17 protein-coding genes are annotated in these 16,835 nt (G+C 68.1%); 1 reads left to right on the top strand and 16 read right to left on the bottom strand.

What is annotated here, in order from left to right:
• Positions 1 to 124: 124 nt before the first annotated feature.
• A complete protein-coding gene (locus H8F25_RS02280) occupies positions 125 to 1,636 on the bottom strand; it encodes an arylsulfatase (protein ID WP_197211835.1) in 1,512 nt (503 codons plus the stop codon).
• A 122-nt stretch (positions 1,637 to 1,758) separates the two neighbouring features.
• Between H8F25_RS02280 and H8F25_RS02285 the strand changes: the two genes are divergently transcribed.
• Positions 1,759 to 2,742, top strand: a complete 984-nt coding sequence (locus H8F25_RS02285; protein WP_231597010.1) for a helix-turn-helix transcriptional regulator — start codon at positions 1,759 to 1,761, stop codon at positions 2,740 to 2,742.
• A 64-nt stretch (positions 2,743 to 2,806) separates the two neighbouring features.
• On the opposite strand, the gene H8F25_RS02290 is transcribed toward H8F25_RS02285, so the two are convergent.
• From H8F25_RS02290 to H8F25_RS02360, 15 genes are all read right to left on the bottom strand, one after another.
• Positions 2,807 to 2,989 carry a pentapeptide repeat-containing protein gene (locus H8F25_RS02290; protein WP_197211837.1) on the bottom strand — a complete coding sequence of 61 codons (183 nt, stop codon included), beginning with the start codon at positions 2,987 to 2,989 and terminating at the stop codon, positions 2,807 to 2,809.
• Positions 2,940 to 3,464: a pentapeptide repeat-containing protein gene (locus tag H8F25_RS02295; RefSeq protein ID WP_197211838.1), complete on the bottom strand. Its 525-nt coding sequence runs from the start codon at positions 3,462 to 3,464 to the stop codon at positions 2,940 to 2,942. Before H8F25_RS02295 ends, H8F25_RS02290 begins: the two co-directional genes overlap by 50 nt.
• Positions 3,465 to 3,589: 125 nt before the next feature.
• Positions 3,590 to 4,453, bottom strand: coding sequence for a bile acid:sodium symporter (locus H8F25_RS02300; protein ID WP_197211839.1), 864 nt, complete (start codon positions 4,451 to 4,453; stop codon positions 3,590 to 3,592).
• A complete protein-coding gene (locus H8F25_RS02305; protein ID WP_197211840.1) occupies positions 4,450 to 4,833 on the bottom strand; it encodes a YidH family protein in 384 nt (127 codons plus the stop codon). The genes H8F25_RS02300 and H8F25_RS02305 overlap by 4 nt, the downstream gene beginning before the upstream one ends.
• Positions 4,830 to 5,477 carry a hypothetical protein gene (locus H8F25_RS02310; protein ID WP_197211841.1) on the bottom strand — a complete coding sequence of 216 codons (648 nt, stop codon included), beginning with the start codon at positions 5,475 to 5,477 and terminating at the stop codon, positions 4,830 to 4,832. Before H8F25_RS02310 ends, H8F25_RS02305 begins: the two co-directional genes overlap by 4 nt.
• Before the next feature lie 234 nt (positions 5,478 to 5,711).
• A complete protein-coding gene (locus H8F25_RS02315) occupies positions 5,712 to 5,918 on the bottom strand; it encodes a hypothetical protein (RefSeq protein ID WP_197211842.1) in 207 nt (68 codons plus the stop codon).
• A gap of 261 nt (positions 5,919 to 6,179) precedes the next feature.
• Complete coding sequence (fmt, locus tag H8F25_RS02320; RefSeq protein ID WP_197211843.1) at positions 6,180 to 7,328, bottom strand: methionyl-tRNA formyltransferase; 1,149 nt, start codon at positions 7,326 to 7,328, stop codon at positions 6,180 to 6,182.
• A gap of 9 nt (positions 7,329 to 7,337) precedes the next feature.
• The gene (locus tag H8F25_RS02325) at positions 7,338 to 8,771 is read right to left on the bottom strand and encodes a TldD/PmbA family protein (RefSeq protein WP_370525864.1); all 1,434 of its coding nucleotides are present in this window, start codon (positions 8,769 to 8,771) and stop codon (positions 7,338 to 7,340) included.
• A 50-nt stretch (positions 8,772 to 8,821) separates the two neighbouring features.
• A complete protein-coding gene (locus H8F25_RS02330; RefSeq protein WP_197211844.1) occupies positions 8,822 to 10,258 on the bottom strand; it encodes a TldD/PmbA family protein in 1,437 nt (478 codons plus the stop codon).
• Positions 10,259 to 10,510: 252 nt separating this feature from the next.
• Entirely contained in the window at positions 10,511 to 11,617 is a 1,107-nt protein-coding gene (gene acsF, locus H8F25_RS02335) for a magnesium-protoporphyrin IX monomethyl ester (oxidative) cyclase (RefSeq protein ID WP_197211845.1), read from the bottom strand.
• A 274-nt stretch (positions 11,618 to 11,891) separates the two neighbouring features.
• Positions 11,892 to 12,308 (bottom strand): DUF2996 domain-containing protein, encoded by a 417-nt coding sequence (locus tag H8F25_RS02340; protein WP_197211846.1) that lies wholly within the window; start codon positions 12,306 to 12,308, stop codon positions 11,892 to 11,894.
• Between the two features lie 112 nt (positions 12,309 to 12,420).
• Complete coding sequence (locus tag H8F25_RS02345; RefSeq protein WP_197211847.1) at positions 12,421 to 12,978, bottom strand: hypothetical protein; 558 nt, start codon at positions 12,976 to 12,978, stop codon at positions 12,421 to 12,423.
• A gap of 64 nt (positions 12,979 to 13,042) precedes the next feature.
• Positions 13,043 to 13,687 (bottom strand): flavin prenyltransferase UbiX, encoded by a 645-nt coding sequence (locus H8F25_RS02350; RefSeq protein WP_197211848.1) that lies wholly within the window; start codon positions 13,685 to 13,687, stop codon positions 13,043 to 13,045.
• Positions 13,688 to 13,695: 8 nt separating this feature from the next.
• Positions 13,696 to 15,993, bottom strand: coding sequence for an RNB domain-containing ribonuclease (locus H8F25_RS02355; protein WP_197211849.1), 2,298 nt, complete (start codon positions 15,991 to 15,993; stop codon positions 13,696 to 13,698).
• A 505-nt stretch (positions 15,994 to 16,498) separates the two neighbouring features.
• Entirely contained in the window at positions 16,499 to 16,810 is a 312-nt protein-coding gene (locus H8F25_RS02360; protein ID WP_197211850.1) for a TMEM165/GDT1 family protein, read from the bottom strand.
• Positions 16,811 to 16,835: the final 25 nt, after the last annotated feature.

Below are 16,835 nucleotides of genomic sequence, written 5' to 3' on the forward strand. Positions count from 1 at the left end.
CGGAAGCGGCCTGGTGGAATCCACACCATTCCTGGAGCGGGCGGACGGCCCGCCGGTCTTGCAGCGGGCTTCTGCGTTGCAGCAGTGGATCGGGATGGCAGGGAACGTCTCATTCCTGCAGGCTTCAGGCGCCGCCGCTCGCGGCCTTCTCAAGTTTCTCGATCACCCGCTCCAGCGAGAAGCTCGCGGCCTTCTGTCGCGGCGGATAGGCCACGAAGGTCTCGAGAAACTCGCCAACGAATGTCTGGGCGGGCACAAGCATGAAGACATGATCGAACATCCAGTCCCAGTAGGTATTGGAGGTGATGTCAGCCCGCTCGTAGGGATCAGTGAGGAGGTTGAAGATCTTCGGAATCCGCAGCTCCACAAACGGTTCAGCCCAGATCTGACAGGTTCCGGGGCAGCGCTGCTCCATGAAGACGAACTTCCAGTTGTCGTAGCGCAGTCCGACCAGGTCGCCGTCATCGGAGAAGTAGAAGAACTCCTTGCGCGGACTCCTGTCGGCCTTGCCTGTCCAGTAGTCGAGCATATTGTAGCCATCCAGATGGATGTGGAAGGTCTTGTCACCGACCTGATGGCCTGCTTTGAGCTTCTGCTTGATCTCCGGCTCCCCCGCCGCTGCCAGCAGGGTGGGTAGCCAGTCGAGATGGCTGCAGATGCCGGTGATGTTGGTGCCGGGAGCGATCCTGCCCGGCCAGCGCACCATGGCCGGCACGCGGAATGCACCTTCCCAGTTGGTGTTCTTCTCGCTGCGGAACGGGGTCATGCCGGCATCGGGCCAGCTGTTCATGTGCGGCCCGTTGTCAGTGCTGTACATCACGATCGTGTCATCGGTGATGCCCAGCTCGTCGAGCAGGTTGAGCATCTCACCGATGCATTCGTCGTGATAGATCATCACGTCGTGGTATTCCGATTGCCAGCGCCCACTGCGGCCGACGTCCTGGGGCCGTGCATAGGTGCGGAAGTGCATGTGTGTCGTGTTGAACCACACGAAGAACGGTTCCCCTGAGGCCACTGCGTCGCGGATGAACCGCTTCGCCTCAGCCATGAACTCATCGTCCGCCGTCTCCATCCGCTTGCGCGTCAGAGGGCCGGTGCTCTCGATCCGCTGGGTTCCATCTCCGTTGGCCCAGCAATGCAGGACCCCCCGCGGTGCGAAGCGCTTGCGGAAGTTGGGAAACTCGGGGTCATCCTCCCTGGGATAATCGCGCAGTTCCGGTTCCTCTTCGGCATTGAGGTGATAGAGGTTGCCGAAGAATTCGTCGAACCCATGCATCGTCGGCAGGTGTTCGTCGCGGTCACCGAAGTGGTTCTTGCCGAACTGACCGGTGCGGTAGCCCTGCGGCTTGAGCAGTTCGGCAATGGTGGGGTCCTCGGCTCGGAAACCGAGCTCCGCACCCGGGAGGCCGACCTTGCTCAGGCCGGTGCGATAGACGCTCTGCCCGGTGATGAATGCGGCGCGCCCTGCGGTGCAGCTCTGCTCGGCGTAGTAGTGGATGAATTTGGCTCCTTCCCTGGCCACCCGATCGATGTTCGGGGTCTCGTATCCCATCAGCCCATGGCTGTAGCAGCTGAGGTTGCTCTGGCCGATGTCGTCGCCCCAGAGGATCAGGATGTTGGGTTTTCCGTTGGGCATGGGAGTGTTTGCCTGGCAAGGAAACGGGTGGGCCCAGCCCCTCGGCCCAGACCCCCTCTGTCCCGAGCTTGATGGGCATGGGAGAATCGGGCCACTCAAAAAGTGCAAGCCTCCCCGCCCGCGTGATCGCCTTCGGCTGTGTCGAGCATCTGCGTCTGCTGCTCAGCCGAGCCGTTATGCCCCTGCAGCTCACCCAGCTGAGTGCCGGCACGATGCGTGGAGATCTGTTGCCCATCCGACTCGGTCCGGTGCAGCTGTTGCGCATCCGCCTGGATCGTCCCCTGCTGGCGCGGGGCGAGAAGGATCCGCGCCGCCAGATCGTCTGCCTGGATCTGATCCCCCCGGCCGAGGCCCATCCCAGTCGCTCCCATGGGCTGGTGCTGCCGGCCACGGCCCTCTGCGGGCTGGCCAGCCATGGAGAAATCCACCTCTGTGTGCCGGCCGGTGCCGAATTGGCTCTGGTGGCCATCGACCGCCAGGCGTTCCAGCAATGGTGTTTCAAGCTGGGCTGTGAGGGCCTCGATGCCCGTTCGCTGCAACGCAACTGGTTGCGGCTGGATGCATGCCGCTTTGACGACCTGCGTGTCTTCCTGCGCCGGCTGTTCACCCTTGCCGAATCGGGGAACGGTCCGGGTAGCCAGGGGGTTGGAGGTGCTGCCGATCTTCCGACCTCCCTGGTGGTCAACGATCTGATGCCGCTGCTGATCGAGGCTCTGGTGCATGGCGCCGATCGCAGTTCAACCCTGCTGCGGCCTCCGGCGCGCATCGAGCTGGTCAAGCAGTTCCAGCGTTGGATGGACCTCCATCCTGGACAGCCGATCTCTCTGGCCGATCTCTGCCAGGTCGCCTTCGTCAGCCGCCGCAGCCTGATCCAGGGTTTTCGCGACCACCTCGGCATGGGGCCGATGCAGTACGTGAAATTGCAGCGGCTCCACAGTGCTCGTCGCTCCCTCCTGCGCTCCGATCCCTGCGAGGTCACTGTCACCGAGGTGGCCGCCGACCACGGTTTTCTCAATGCCGGCCATTTCGCCCGCGACTATCAGAAGCTCTTCGGTGAACGCCCCAGTGCCACCCTGCGCCAGGGTCAGGTGAAGGTCCACGCCTGAAACGCCTGCAGGCCAGGGTGGAGTGTGGTCCCAGCGTCAGCGCCGCAGGCTGTGGCGACCTGCCTCATCCACTCGTCGGTATCCCGGCGGCGGCAGGTTCCACCGGGGCGGTGTCGCCCAGATCGGCACCCAGCAGAAGCGCCCCCTCCAGCCGGGCTCCCTCCAGGCGGGCGTGTCGCAGATCCGCTCCGCGCAGGTCAGCCTGGCGGAGATCCGCATTCCGTAGGTCGGTGCCGCAGATCGGCATGGGCGAGCCGTGCCTGACGCAGATCGGCCCCACTCAGATCGGCCCCCTGCAGATCGATGTCATGCAGGCAGGCCCCCTTCAGGCAGGTCTGATGCAGGTTGACGGAACGCCAGCGGCTGTGGGGTGCGCGCAGCTGCTCCAGGTGGGCCTGACTCAGATCGAGTCCATCCAGCCAGATTCCGCGGGCGCTGAGCTTTTCGACGGCTTCATTGCGCGCATAGCTGAGCCGGGCGCCCGCCTGCTGGCAATCCAGGATCACGCCCATCGCCTCCAGGTTCTCGCGCCGCCGCCGCGCTCCTCCTTCCAGCAGATAGAGCAGGGCGGCCGTGACGATGGTCAGCGATTCGACATTGTCAACGGTGATGATGCCGCCGGCATCGCGTTGCAGACAGACTCGGGCGAACGCATGGTAGCGGCAGTTCTCCCAGCGATTGACCGCGCCCAGGAGGGCTCCGGCCGTCACCAGGGCCAGCAACAGGCGGATGGGGAAGGAGTGGTCGATGAGCCTGGGCAGACCGCGCTGCGGTCCCGTGCCGCGAGCCCAGGGCCAGCTCCGCCGTGGTCTGGGTCCGGCTGGAACTCCCGTGCGTGGTGATGCGGTCATGCGGGGACGCGGCGCCCGGCACGACGCACCAGCGGGATGCCGAGCAGCACCGTGATCAGCACATAGGCAAGGACCCAGACCTTCAGGCCAGGCAGATCCTGGCCGTGGCTTTCGGCGAACACCAGTGCCAGCCCCGGATTGCGCATGGCCGTCACCAGCGCGGTGGTCAGTCCCTCGCGGGGATTGTTTCCTCCAAGCAGCCTCCCGAGCCCCAGCGAGATTCCGATCAACAGGGCCATGGACAGCAGTGCACCGGGATCGCGAGGCACGGCGCTCAGCAGGATGGGCCCCGCCTTCACCAGGATCACCACCAGTAGGAGGAGCAGCAGCACATTGGCGAGCTTCTCGAGCGGTCGTTCGAGGCGCTCCGCCAGGTGCGGCAGCTTCTGGCGCAACATCACACCGAGGAGCAGCGGCAGCACCTGCACCTGGCCCACCTGGAGCGCGACGTCCCTGGGGCGGATCAGCCAACCCTCCTGATGGAACGCCTGGCGGTATGCCAGGGCCAGCAACGGAATGGTGAGAATTGCGGCAACAGCGGCACTCACCTGAAGCAGCGCCGCCAGCTGCCGGTCGCCGCCGGAGACACCGGCCTTGCGCAGCGCCAGCGGCGCACTCGGGCAGACGGCCATCAGGGCGATGGCGTGGCGGGCTGACCGGGAGAGCTCGCCGCTCCAGGGCGACTGCAGCAGCAGCAGACCGGCCAGCGGGACCAGAACACAGGAGCCCAGCAGCACTCGCAAGGGCAGAGCAGGCCGGCTGCGCCAGTGATGCATGGATTCGGGCCGCAGGCTCACGCCCAGGGCCAGCATCACGCTGAACAGGGCGGGGGTGACCACAAGGGTCGGGGAGAGGGTCATGGCGAGGAGGCCCCGAGCAGCAGCACCACCGCAGCAGCCAGGCCGATCAAGGTGAGCATCAGGGCTGTGGCATTGGCGATCGAAGGCTCCTCGCGGTAGGTGAATTCCTCACGCAGCAGCCGCTTCAGGGAGCGGCGGTGCTGCAGGGTCGCCGCCAGCATCGCCACCACGCCCGTGAGCACGAAGGCCAGGGAGATCAGCCGCACTCCCCAGCCGTTCAGGTTGCCCGCAACACCAATGCCGCTGCGGATGGCGGTGACGATCTTGTCGAGGCCGAAGCCGAAGCTGATCAAGGACAGACAGGTGCGGATCCAGGCCATCAGGGTCCGCTCCGCCGCGTCACGGTTCCGCTGCCGGGCCAGGTGATCGGCGAGGCTCATGGCCGGGTGCCTCGCGATGTTTCAGGTTCGGGTTCGGTCCTCAGCGTTCGGCCACGGTGGGGCAGGGAGCTCGCTGTCCGTCGCTGTTCACGGATCAGGTGGCTGAGCCAGCCTGGAGCGGCCAGGCAGATCACCAGGATCGTCAGCGAGGTGCTGAGCCGGCTGGAGAAGGTGCGTGCCACATCCAGACCGGAATGGATGAAGGTGAGGGTCACCAGGGCGGCGAACACACCGGTGGTCAGGCCACTGGCGGAACGCAGCAGATCCCGGGGCTGACGATCGCTCACGGCTGGGGAGACCCGGGCCAGGCTTTGCCCCGCCACGGCCCCAGCGCAGCCAAGCAGCAACACAACCGCGAGCCGCGCGCCGGCGTGGGCCGTCGGCTGGGTCTCCTGCAGGGCGGCTGCCAGCACCCAGCCGTTCCCGATCAGGCTGCCGGTGGCAAAGCCGATCAGGCCCCACCAGCGGCTCGGCAGGTGACAGCGGGGGCTGATCCGCGCTCCCCCCGCCAGCACCAGGGCATTGAGAAGCGTGGAGGGGACCACCGGCAGAAAGCGGGTCAGCGACAGCCCGATGCCGATCCCCATCAGGGAGGCCAGCGCCGAACGCAGGGGCTGCGGCGGACGAGGCACGGACGGAGCCATCGGCTGTCACAGCTGATGCACCGTACGAACCCTGGTGCGTCGGCGCCTGCCTGATCCGGCGCCGCTGTGCCAGAACGGCAACGCAGACCTGATGGCACCTGCTGCAAGTCCAGCCAGCGAAACCTCAAGCGGCAGCCTCTGCGAAGCGACCCCCGTCGAGGGGCCGTTTCATGACAGGAAGGGCCCACCTCCCCGGGGTGGGCCCGCTGGACGCCGTCCAGGACCTGTTGCGGTTCAGGGGAGGGGATTGGTCAGCGCCGCACGTTGCTCCCAGGTCCGGCAAGCCGCATAGGCGCCGGCCAGGGTGGCAGCCATCAGGCGAGCCTGTGGCTGCTGGGGATGGCTGACCACGTAGCGCCCTGTGGTTTCCCGATGAATCTGACAACCGCTGCCGGTGGCCTTGACGAACGAGAGCTCGCCGCAGAAGGAATCAGGTCCCATCGATCCTCCCCGAAAAAGAAACTTCCCTCGTTCTAAACCCAGCCCCGGGAGCAGGAAGTGTGGGCAGACGCTAACAACACACAACGTAAAATCCGCCGTCCGTCGCCGGTACTTCCGCTAGGCAATTCTGCTTGCGGCGTGTTCGTATTTTCTTCGCTATTCGCCTGTTCCTGCCTGTGGAGCATCGGCGCTCAGTCCTCTGCGAGGCGGAGCAACCAGCCCCGTGCCACCCCGGGAGAGTGGCCTGGGGGTCGGCGTCGATCAGGCCTGGCGGCTCTCCACCGCGGCAGTGTTCTCCCCATCTCCAAGTCGGTTGCCGACCCGGCCGCCCCACTGCTGGATGAAGGCGGTGCCTGCCACCGTCCCCTTCCCCTCCAGGCGGGCCTCGCGCACCAGCAGGGGGCAGCCGCCGGTGGCGACCACCAGACCGACGCCTGGTTCGATGGCCAGTACCGCGCCCGGCGCGGAACCCATGGCTGCTCCGGCAGCCGGTGCCACGGCCCCGCCATGACTGGACCCTGGCCTGCCCTGGGCGCCTGCCGGGTCGCAGCCGCCACCCACCGCGGCCGGCAGACCCCACCGCTCCGCCAGCCGCGCGCCCTCAGGACTCAGCTGATCGGCCAGGCGGCGCACCAGCGGTTCACTCGTCAGGATCTGCAACTTCCGCCTTCGCCAGCTCGTGTGGGCGCCCGGGTAGAGCCCCATCACGCGGCGGTGCAGCGGCAGCGCCCCTTGGGACCAGTCCAGCTGGAAGTCCTCCCGGCTCAGCTGGCGGGCGTAGGTCATGCCCTCCTCGCTCTGGACGCGCACGCCGAGGCGGCGCCATCGTTCCGGCTCCGGTCCGGCGCCGGCAGCCTCGATCAGCGGCAGTGCCTCGACCAGCAGGGTCGCGGTGAGCCGGGAGAGCCGTTCGCCGAGCTGGGACGCATTCTCGAGAAGGCCGATTTCCAGACAGTGCTCCAGCAGCACCGGTCCGGTGTCGAGCCCCGCCTCCATCGCCATGATGCCGACCCCCGTCATGCCGTCACCTTCGATCAGGGACCACTGAATCGGGGCGGCGCCGCGCCAGCGGGGCAACAGCGAACCATGGCCGTTCCAGCAGCCGAGGGGGGGAACGGCGAGCACCTCCGGCGGCAGGATCTGGCCGAAGGCCACCACAACCGAGAGGTCGGGTTTCAGGTCCGCCAGTTCCGCCTGCAGGGCCGGCTCCCGTCGGATGCGCTCCGGGGTGAACACCGGCAGACCCAGCTCCAGGGCCCGGGACTTCACTGCTGAGGGCATCAGGCCCCGGCCGCGGCCGCGCCGGCGGTCAGGCTGGCTGACCACGCCCACCACGGCATGGCCGGCCTGAACCAGGGCGTCAAGGCTGGGCACCGCGTAGGCCGGGGTGCCCCAGAACAGGATGCGCATCGCCGCGGCTCAGGCCTCGCCGGTGATCGACAGCCCCTCGACCCACACCCAGGGGCAGAGACCCCCCGGGGTGACCTCGGGCTCACCCTCGAAGCCGACGATCGACTGCAGCACCTGGCGGATATCGCCGGCGACGGTGGCCGCCTCGATCGAGCGCCGTTCGCCGTCGCGCACCAGCCAGCCGTCGAAGGGCAGGGAGAAGGATCCCTGGGCGGCCTTGACGCCGGCATGCAGAGCCGAGAGCGAATCGATCACCACCAGCCCGCGGCCGCCAGCGGCGGCATGGCCCTGTCCGACGTGGCGATCGAGACCCAGGGCACCACCATCGGTGCCGGGCGTCGCGCCCACCTCGAACCAGTCCGGCCCCACCGACACCTTCGCCCCCAGGCCCGCATGGCCGGTGGGTGGCACGCCGAAGGCGCGGGCCGTGGCCTCGGAATGCAGGAAGTGAGTCAGCACGCCGCCCTCCACCAGCGGCAGCCTGCCCGTCGGGGTGCCTTCCCCATCGAACAGCGAGGCACCGATATTGCCGGGATGGAGCCCGTTGTCGTGCAGCGAGAAGAAGGGCACCGCCAGGGGCTGGCCCATGGACTCGCGGCTGCTGAGGCTCACACCATCGAGCACGGCACGGGCATTGAACAGCGAGCTGAAGGCCCCGAGCAGATCCAGGAAGGCCTCCGGGCGGAACACACAGACATAGCGGCCCGTGTCAATCGGCCCGTAATCGAGATGGGCGATCGTGCGTTCTGCGGCCTCGGCGATGCAGCCGGGCACATCCAGGTCACCGGCTCCATAGGCCAGGCGGACGGCGCCGCTGCTGCGTGGCTTGCGGCCGGCCTCCTCGGCGCGGGCATAGAGGTAAAGGCTGGCGGTGGTGAGTGTCTGGTGACGACAGGCCCCCTCGCTGTTGAGGTAGATGCGCTCGCTGCGACGCTCCGCCAGACCGTTGTACGGAACGGTGCCGATGGCGGGATGGCGTCCGAGCAGGTCGCGCTCGGCCTCCTTGAGTGTCTCGAGCAGGGTGAGGATTCCCTGGGGTTCCCGCAGGGGCTGCTCGAGCTTCGGCAGCGGCGCCGTGGCCAGGGGTGAGAAGGCGGGGATGTCGTCGGGATTGCCGAAGCTGCTGGCCTCGTGGGCGCCGGCCAGGGCACGGGCCAGGCCCGAAGGCGAGAGGTCGGAGGTGCTGGTGATCCCCACCAGGCCGTCGCTGTTCCAGACCCGCACCGTGATGGCGCTGCGCTGCGCCCCCTTCATCTGCTTCGCCTCACCGCGGTCCACCTGCACGGAGGTGTCGGTGCTGCAGGCGGCACCCAGATCCCAGCGCTGGATGCCCTCCGCGGCGGCGAGGCTCTCCAGCTGGCTGGCGAGGCCGGCGGGATCGAGGCCTCGGACTGCCGCTGAACCGTTCGGGCTCTGGGCGCTGGTGGGAGGAGTTGCGGACACGGCGAGCATGGCGGCGTTGGCAGATCTGGATGGGGGAAAGGACTCCATGCTCAGCGCCCCCCCACGGTGATGCTGTCGACCTTGATGTGGGGCTGTCCGACGGTGACGAAGATGCTGCCGCTCACCGAACCGCAGAAACCGGCGGCCAGTTCGAGATCGTTGGCACACATCGAGATCCGGGGCATCACCTCCTTGGCCTCACCGATCAGGGTGGCTCCCTTCACCGGGCGGCTCAGCTCGCCGTTCTCGATCCAGTAGCCCTCCTCGACCGCGAAGTTGAACTGACCGGTGGGCCCGACACTGCCGCCGCCCATCGACTTGCAGTAGAGACCCCGGTCGATCGAGGCGATCAGCTGAGCCGGGGAGTGCGGGCCGGCATCGATGTAGGTGTTGCGCATGCGGCTGGCGGCCGCGAAGGCATGGCTCTGGCGGCGGCCGCTGCCGGTGCGCGGATGGCCGGTGCGCAGTTCGCCGGCCCGGTCGCTGAGGAAGCCGCGCAGCACGCCGTTTTCAATCAGCACGGTGCGCTGCGGTTCCAGGCCTTCGTCATCCATCGCCAGCGAGCCGAAGGAGCCATCGCTGAGGCCTTCATCGATGGCTGTCACCGCGGGGTGGGCGATGGTGTCGCCGATGCGTTCGGCGAAGGGGGTGGTGCCGCGCTCGACCTGGGTGGTTTCCAGCAGGTGCCCGCAGGCCTCATGGAAGATCACACCGCCGAAGCGGTTGGCCAGCACCACCGGGAACTGGCCGGCCTCGACATAGTCGGCGTAGAGCATCTGCCCGGCGCTATGGCAGAGATCAGCGGCAGCGGCATCGGCATCCCACTGGCGCAGGTCGTCGGGACGGTCGCTGGTGCCATACCGGCGGCCGAGGCTGGTGCGGTGGTCGCCATCGGCGGCCAACAGGCTGAGCCCAAGGGACTGATGCAGACGGATGTCGCGGGCGTGGGTGCCATCGCTGGCGGCCACCAGCACCTCCTGCCAGTCACGGGCGTAGCTGCCCCGTCGCGACTGCAGATGCTGGCCGTGGTGGAGCAGGCGATCGGTGCCACGCAGCAGGGCTTGGGTGGCTTCCGCCAGGGAGGGGCAACGGTCGAGCCAGGCTCCCTTGCCGCTGCCGTGATCCCGCAGATCGGGCAATCCCTCGAAGCCGGAACGACTGGTCGCCGCACCGCTGGGGCAGTGCAGGCCGAGCATGCCCAGGGCCTGGGACAGGGCCTCCAGCAGCCCTGCCTCGCTGAGATCGTTCGTGGAGACGAAGCCGTCGCGGTGTCCCAGGAAGACGCGGATGCCGGCCCCCCTGCCGAAGGAGGGGGTGACGCTCGTGATCGCCTCCTGCTCGGCCAGCACGCCCAGATGATCGGTGCGCTCTAGGAACACCTCCACCAGGTCGGCTCCGGCCGCGCGTCCACGGTGCAGCAGCAGTTCGAGCAGATCCCGGCGCACCTCGGCGGCGAGTCCGGGGGTGAGGAGTTGGGTGGAAGACAAACCGTTCGGAGGCGATCGGGGCACCAGCGCGGATGGCTCCCGCTGGGGCACTCAGCCTAGAAAGTCAGGCTGCCCTGACGGCTTTGCCACCATCGCCGGCTCCAGCCCAGCCTCCAGGCGGCCTCGTTCGCCAGGAGCGTGGGTTGGCTCTGACAGCAGAAAACCGGGTCCCATGGGGACCCGGTTGCGGGTGACCGACGTGATGGAGTCGATGGACCCCGGAGATGGGGATGACGTTCGGGTTGGCCGCGCTCAGCGCACGGCGGGCTGGAACTGCTCGCTGCGGATCGGAGCCATCAGGAACAGCTTGGCCATCTCCAGGGCATTGGCCGTCCAGTAGGGGAGCTTGCGCAGCACCTTCAGAGGGGCGGGTGCGGTGCCCGCATCGGCCTCGCTGAGGGCGGCGTTGTTGCCCACCAGCCGCTCGAGACGGTCCCAGAACCGGGGGTTCTCGACATCGAGCACCACCGGGAACACGCGGGCAGACGTTTCGTTAGTTTTGCGGATCACGGCCTTGTCGTACTCGCGGGCATCCAGCCCCAGGGCCTCATAGAACTCCTTGCGGGCCACGTCGCGCACGTACATGGTGGCGAAGACCGCCAGCAGGAAGAAGCGGCACCAGAGACGCGCCTTCCAGCCGCGAACGGTGTCGGGCTGGGCCTTCATCAGGGCGTCGAAGAAATCGCCATGACGGTTTTCATCCTGGCACCAGTTCTCGAAGAAATTGAAGATCGGGAAGATCTTGCTCTCGGGATGCTTCTCGAGATGGCGGTAGATCATGATGTAACGCCAGTAGCCGATCTTCTCGGAGAGATAGGTGGCGTAGAAGATGTGTTCGGGGCTGAACTTGGTGTAGTTCTTGTTCGCGGTCAGGAAGCCCAGATCCAGCTGCAGACCGAAATCGGTCATCGCCTTGTTCAGGAAGCCGGCGTGACGGGCTTCATCGCGGGCCATGTGGGCGAAGCACTCGGCCAGCAGGGGGTTCTTCTCCTTGATGCGGCGGCTGAGTTCCTTGTAGAGGAGGAAGCCGGAGAACTCGGAGGTGCAGCTCTGCTCCAGAAACTCGACGAAGACCTTGCGGGTCTCGGGGTCGAGCTTGTCGGCCGCGCCCTCGAACTCGTCGTTGCGGACGAAGTGGTGGCGGTTGTAGTCCTTGCGGAATTCCTCGCAGATCGCCTCCAGTTCCGCTTCGTTCGGCCGCAGATCCATCGCGGCCATCGCGTCGAAGTCGGTGGTGTAGAAGCGGGGGGTGAGGATGGTGTCCTTCACAGGCTCCTTGATGGCTGGGCCCTCACCGCTGCCCTGCAGAGCGGGGTCCACAGCGGAGGGGCTCGCGGACAGGGTGGCGGGGGGAACCATCGCAGACAGACAGTTGGCGTGGCGCCATCGTAGGCCGATCCCCGCCGCAGGCGGGCGGGTTGAGCACAGTCGTTGCAGGCTTCCTTGGCGGCAGGGCTGAGCAGGGGGGCAAGGGACAGACGACATCCCTCTCGTTACCGTGCCGGATGGCTGTGGCGGGGTGCCGCATCAACGAACGGGCCCGGGCACCGGTCTCAGCCGACAACGAGTCCCCGCTGCAAGCCCCCGACGTTCTGCCACTCAGCCGCCGCCGCAGGGGGCTTCAGGGCGGCCCTCAGTTGGGGCCCAGCCACTTCTGGCCGTTGAGGCGCTGCACCAGCCGTGACACGAGCAGCGCCAGGGTGGTCTTGCGCTCATCGATCAGGAACGACTCCAGCAGGCTGGGATCCCCACCACCCTCGCTGAGGGCGATGGTCTTGGCGGACTGAATGTCAGCCGTGGTGAAGCACAGCCAGAAACGCTTGTCGCCGGGAAGGCTGCCGCAGACCATCCAGCAGTCGCTGCCGACCACCGGCATGGGGCCCTGGCTGAAGCTGAGTTCAGGAGCGGGGCCGCCATAGGCCTGAACCTCCTTGCTGAGGGCCGGCAGCAACAGTTCCGGCACGAATTCGGCGAAAGGCCGATCCTCCGGGGCCGGTGGCTTGGCCTTGGCGGGCTTCTCGGCGGCGGCGGTTGGTGCGGAGTCGGTCACCGGCGGGGGCCTCGGGACAGGAAGGCTGGAACTCTAGGCATGCCCTTCCGAGCAGGGGCCTCACCCGAACCCGATGGCGGCGCGGAGCAGCGGCGCCCTGGACCGGGGCGGCTCACCAGTCCTCTTCGTCCACGGCGTTCCAGTCGTCTTGGCTCTGCATTCCATTCCCGGCGGAGGTCTCCGGCCGGACCGGAGCGGGGGAAGACGCTGCGGAGGCGGCCGAGGGGCCGCCGGACCCTGTCGGGGAGGAGAGCTGCGGCCGTCGCAGCACCCGGAACGGAACCGAAACGGTCGGCGCCGGTTCTCCCGGACTGCGCTCCGGACCTGCCTGGGGCCAGCCGTCCCACCCCGCCGCCGGGCGGAGGATCTCGTCGGTTTCCTCGGCACTGCCGGCGCTGCCGCGGCCGGTCGGCCCGTCCGGGGCGAACCAGGCTGGACTGGCGTCCTGCGGCTCCCGGACGCTGCGACTGCGGGGGCGACGTCGTCCCTGGCGCAGGGCCAGGGCGGTGGCCGTGGCGCTCAACAGGGCTCCGCCGGCTCCCCCAGCGGCGAGCCAGATCCCCAGGGGCAGGGCCGGCGAACGGCTGGTCAGCACCCGCACCGACACCAGCGGTCGCAGGTTGAGCACAGCGACCACCAGCACCGCCAGCAGGGGAGCCAGCAGAGGCAACAGCAGCAGGCGGCGCAGGAGGGTCAGGGCAGGAACGGCGCGTGGATGGAGAGGAATCGGGCGGTCAGCCGTGGGGGGCTGCAGCGTCGCTGCCGCGGACGGGGCCGTCCCAGCGACGCAGCGAGCCCAGCTCCAGCCCCAGGCTGTCGAACACCCGGATCACCAGAAAGTCCACCATCTCCTCGAGCGTTGTGGGCCTGTGATACCAGGCCGGTACCGGTGGGGCGATGCGGGCGCCGGCCTCGGCCAGGGCGGTGAGATTGCGCAGATGCACCAGATTCCAGGGGAGTTCCCGGGGAGCGATCACCAGCGGACGCCCCTCCTTCAGATGCACATCCGCCGCCCGTTCGATCAGATCGAGGGCCACACCGCTGGCGATCCGGCCCACCGTGCCCATGCTCGCCGGCAGGATCACCATGCCCCGGGTCTGGAAGCTGCCGCTGGCGATCGCCGCCGCCTGGTCGTTCCAGCGATGGCAGCGCAGGCTCCCGGCGGAGGTGGCGCAGCGTTCCCGCCAGAAGCGCTCCTGGGCGTCGGGCTCACTGGGCACCCGCAACCCCAGCTCGGCCTGCCACACCCCGATGGCGCCACGGCTGGTGATCAGCTCGACGGGCTGATCATCCTCGAGCAGCAGTTGCAGGGCGCGCTGGGCCAGGGGCTGGGCCGAAGCCCCTGAGACCGCCAGCACCACGGGGGATTGTGGAATCATCGTGGACTTCAGTCCTCCTCGCGGTCATCCGCAGGCTCATCTCCGGCATCTGAGCCTTCGCCGTCACCTGGCTCCTCCGTGATCTCCGGCAGCACCACCGCCAGATCGATCTGGTGGCGCAGGGCATCGACCTTCTGGATCTCCACCTCGACCGGATCCCCGACCAGGAACGTGCGCCGGAACTTGCGGCCCACCAGGCGGTTCTGGCGGGACCGGTACTCGTACCAGTCGTCCTTGAGGGAGCTGACATGCACCAGGCCCTCCACGTTGGACGGAGGCACCTCGACGAAGAAGCCGTAGCTCTGCACGCCGCTGATCACACCGGGGAGGATCTGGCCCACCAACGGTTCGGCCGCGCGGGCCTGGGCCATCGCCAGGAGGTCATCCTGAAACTCCTGCAGCACCCGCTGGCGCCCGTTCAGTCGCTGTACCAGGCCGTGCTGCAGACCCTGCTGGTACGGCGTCAGCTGGGAGGGAACCAACAGAGCCCAGTCGATGCTGCCATGGCAGCTGTCGGAGGCGATGTCGGCCGAGGTCTTGTGGCGCACGGTGGGACGATCCTTGCCCTCGCTCAACAGGGTGACCAGCAACTGCTGATTCCAGAGATCCGCGTAATGGAGCGATGGGCAGGCCCAGGGTGCGAAGGCCTGATCCTCTCCGGCGAGCGCATTGGGTCCGGGCTCCTCCGTGAGCAGCGCGGGCCGCAGGCTGTCCCGCAACAGCTGCTGCAGGGCCCGTTTGCGGTCGGTGCCGGCGAAGGCCGCCGCCAGTTCCGCCGCGCTGGCGTTGCCCTCGGCGGAGAGCTCCATCGGGATTTCAAGCGCCAGGGCCGCCTTGGCCACTTCATTGATCTCGGCCGGATCGGCGGGCGGCTGCATCACGAACAGGCCCGGCAGCCCAAGGGCGGCGAAATGGCGCCCCAGTGCCCGGTGCGCCAGCAGCACGGCCTCGCGCAACAGGGCCATCGGATCGTTGGCAGGCAGCTCCACGAGCCAGCCCTGCCGGGAGGCCTCAGGGGTTCCGCAGCGCAGATCGCCCAGGGCGTCGAGCGGCGGCAGCGCCAGATCCAGGTCGATCGAGCCGGCCGCAAGCCGTGTCTGGCGCAGCCGGTCGGACAGGGCCAGGAGCTGCTCGATCAGGCCGAGATGCTCCTTGAGGCCCTTGAGGGCGGCCGGCAGGGTGCGGGAGCGGGGATTGCGCTCCTGGAGCGCCTGCAGCTCCGCCTGCTCCAGAGTGGCTGCGGGGCGGATCCGACTGAGGCAGAACCGGTAGTGCTCCAGCTGCCCCTCGGCGGTGAGATCCAGGGCCACGGAGACCGCCTCCTGCTCCTTGCCGACCTGGAAGGCGGCCGCCTTCGTCAGAGCGGGCGGCAGCAGCGGCAGCCAGCGGCGACCGGCACAGATGGCGTCGGCCTGATCGCGCAGCCAGCCATCGAGGGCGCTGCCCAGGCTGAGCCTCTCCGCCACCGCGGGACTGTGCAGCCAGAGGCGGTGGCCACCCTCAGGCCGCTCCTCCAGTGACACCGCCGGCAGGAAGGGGGCTTCCTGACCGCTCCAGGCCAGTGGCAGCAGAGCAGGCAGGGCGGTGAGATCGGTGCGGTTCCGCTCCGAGGGCGTGCGGAGCGTGGCCTTCGGGGGCGCGGGGCGCTCATGCAGGTGGTGCTTGGTGAGCAGCAGGTCGAGATCCGCCTCTTCGCCGCCATGCACCGGCAGGCTCCGCACCACGTGCCCCTCGGGAGCGAACTGGGCGACGGGGAAGCGATCGATCACCACCTCCACCACAGACTCCTGGGCTGGCTCGAGATGGCCCGCGTCCGCTTCAGGAAGCTCCACGGTGGTGAGCAGACGGTCGTCGAGTGGGATCGCCACAAGCCGCTCCTCCTGCCGTTCCACCTGGGCCAGCAGGCTGGCGGTGCAGCGTTCGAGGATGCACTGCACACCACCCTCGGGAGACCGTCTCCGTCCCCCCTCCCGGGTGATGCGCACGAGCACGCGGTCGCCGTTCCAGGCGTGATTGAGCTGATGATCCCGGATGTAGATGTCCTCGCCGCCGTCATCGCGCAGGGCGAAGCAGAAGCCCTTGCTCGAGCAGCGCAGCCGGGCCGGGATCAGTTCGTCGTTCGCCTGACGGATCAGGCCTGCCTCGTTCTCCTGAATCAGGTCGAGGCGGAGCATGGCGTCGAGCCCGATGCGCAGCTCCTGTTTCTCCTCGGCGCTGCTCAGGCCCAGCGCCTTCTCGAGCCTGCTGAGCTGAACCACCTCGTCGCTGGAGAGCTGATCGAGAAGATCGGCGACCGTGAACTTCATCGGAGTCGGGTGGGGAATCGGGACAGAGGGGAAGCGTTGGTGACGGCAGGCAGCCCCGGCTGCCGGGATGTCGCTGGGCGATGGGACGGATTGAACCGGACCGGCGGCCGGGATCCTGGTTGCGGACCCAACCGCTGAATCCGCCGACCAGGCCGTCAGATCCGCTGAGCCAAGTCCGTGGGTTGACGAAGCCGGAACGGGCCCGGCTCTGTGGGCTGAGAGCCCGGCGTGGCCTGTCTCGAGTGGACATGCCCTGCGAAGCCGGCGATCCGGGATGGCCGGGATCCGTGACTCCCCTGAAGGAGCGCCGGGGCGTCCGACGGTCGAACAGCCCATCGGGATGCTCCCTGGACCTCCCCGCTTGTCGACAGAACCCACCGATCAGGATCGGCAGGGCTCGCCGCATCGCGACCTGGCATCCGTGCAGAACTGCCAAGGGCGCCGCCGGCGCGGTCAACGGGATGGACCGTCGTCAGGTGCAACGTTGCGGGGTGTGTGGCCGACTTTAGGGATCGGTCGCCTCGCCGTCCTCTGCCTCCGCCTCGGCCTGAAGCGACCGCTGGATCAGGCGGGCGCCGAGAACGAGGAAGCCCACCGAAGCAGCCAGCTGCAGCGCGTCGGTCGGGATCACGCTGGACAGGGAGCCACCGGCTGCAGCCCCCACGAGGCTGGCCAGGACCAGGGCACAGGCACTGCCGGCGAACACGGCACCGGGACGGTTGGAGGTGCCGCTGATGCTCACGATCGCCAGTTGCGTCTTGTCGCCCAGCTCGGCCAGAAAGACGGTGAAGAACGTCGAGACCAGCAGGGCAACCATGGCTTGGGCGTTCGCGAGGGGGCGG

The sequence above is a fragment of the Synechococcus sp. CBW1004 genome, from assembly GCF_015840715.1.
Lineage (GTDB): Bacteria > Cyanobacteriota > Cyanobacteriia > PCC-6307 > Cyanobiaceae > Cyanobium.

What these genes read in the sequence shown, in the direction of transcription:
- H8F25_RS02280 (WP_197211835.1), bottom strand. Translation starts at nt 1,636, where the DNA reads ATGCCCAACGGAAAACCCAACATCCTGATCCTCTGGGGCGACGACATC.
- H8F25_RS02290 (WP_197211837.1), bottom strand. Translation starts at nt 2,989, where the DNA reads ATGCCGATCTGCGGCACCGACCTACGGAATGCGGATCTCCGCCAGGCT.
- H8F25_RS02300 (WP_197211839.1), bottom strand. Translation starts at nt 4,453, where the DNA reads ATGACCCTCTCCCCGACCCTTGTGGTCACCCCCGCCCTGTTCAGCGTG.
- H8F25_RS02305 (WP_197211840.1), bottom strand. Translation starts at nt 4,833, where the DNA reads ATGAGCCTCGCCGATCACCTGGCCCGGCAGCGGAACCGTGACGCGGCG.
- H8F25_RS02310 (WP_197211841.1), bottom strand. Translation starts at nt 5,477, where the DNA reads ATGGCTCCGTCCGTGCCTCGTCCGCCGCAGCCCCTGCGTTCGGCGCTG.
- H8F25_RS02315 (WP_197211842.1), bottom strand. Translation starts at nt 5,918, where the DNA reads ATGGGACCTGATTCCTTCTGCGGCGAGCTCTCGTTCGTCAAGGCCACC.
- fmt (WP_197211843.1), bottom strand. Translation starts at nt 7,328, where the DNA reads ATGCGCATCCTGTTCTGGGGCACCCCGGCCTACGCGGTGCCCAGCCTT.
- acsF (WP_197211845.1), bottom strand. Translation starts at nt 11,617, where the DNA reads ATGGTTCCCCCCGCCACCCTGTCCGCGAGCCCCTCCGCTGTGGACCCC.
- H8F25_RS02350 (WP_197211848.1), bottom strand. Translation starts at nt 13,687, where the DNA reads ATGATTCCACAATCCCCCGTGGTGCTGGCGGTCTCAGGGGCTTCGGCC.
- H8F25_RS02355 (WP_197211849.1), bottom strand. Translation starts at nt 15,993, where the DNA reads ATGAAGTTCACGGTCGCCGATCTTCTCGATCAGCTCTCCAGCGACGAG.
- H8F25_RS02360 (WP_197211850.1), bottom strand. Translation starts at nt 16,810, where the DNA reads ATGGTTGCCCTGCTGGTCTCGACGTTCTTCACCGTCTTTCTGGCCGAG.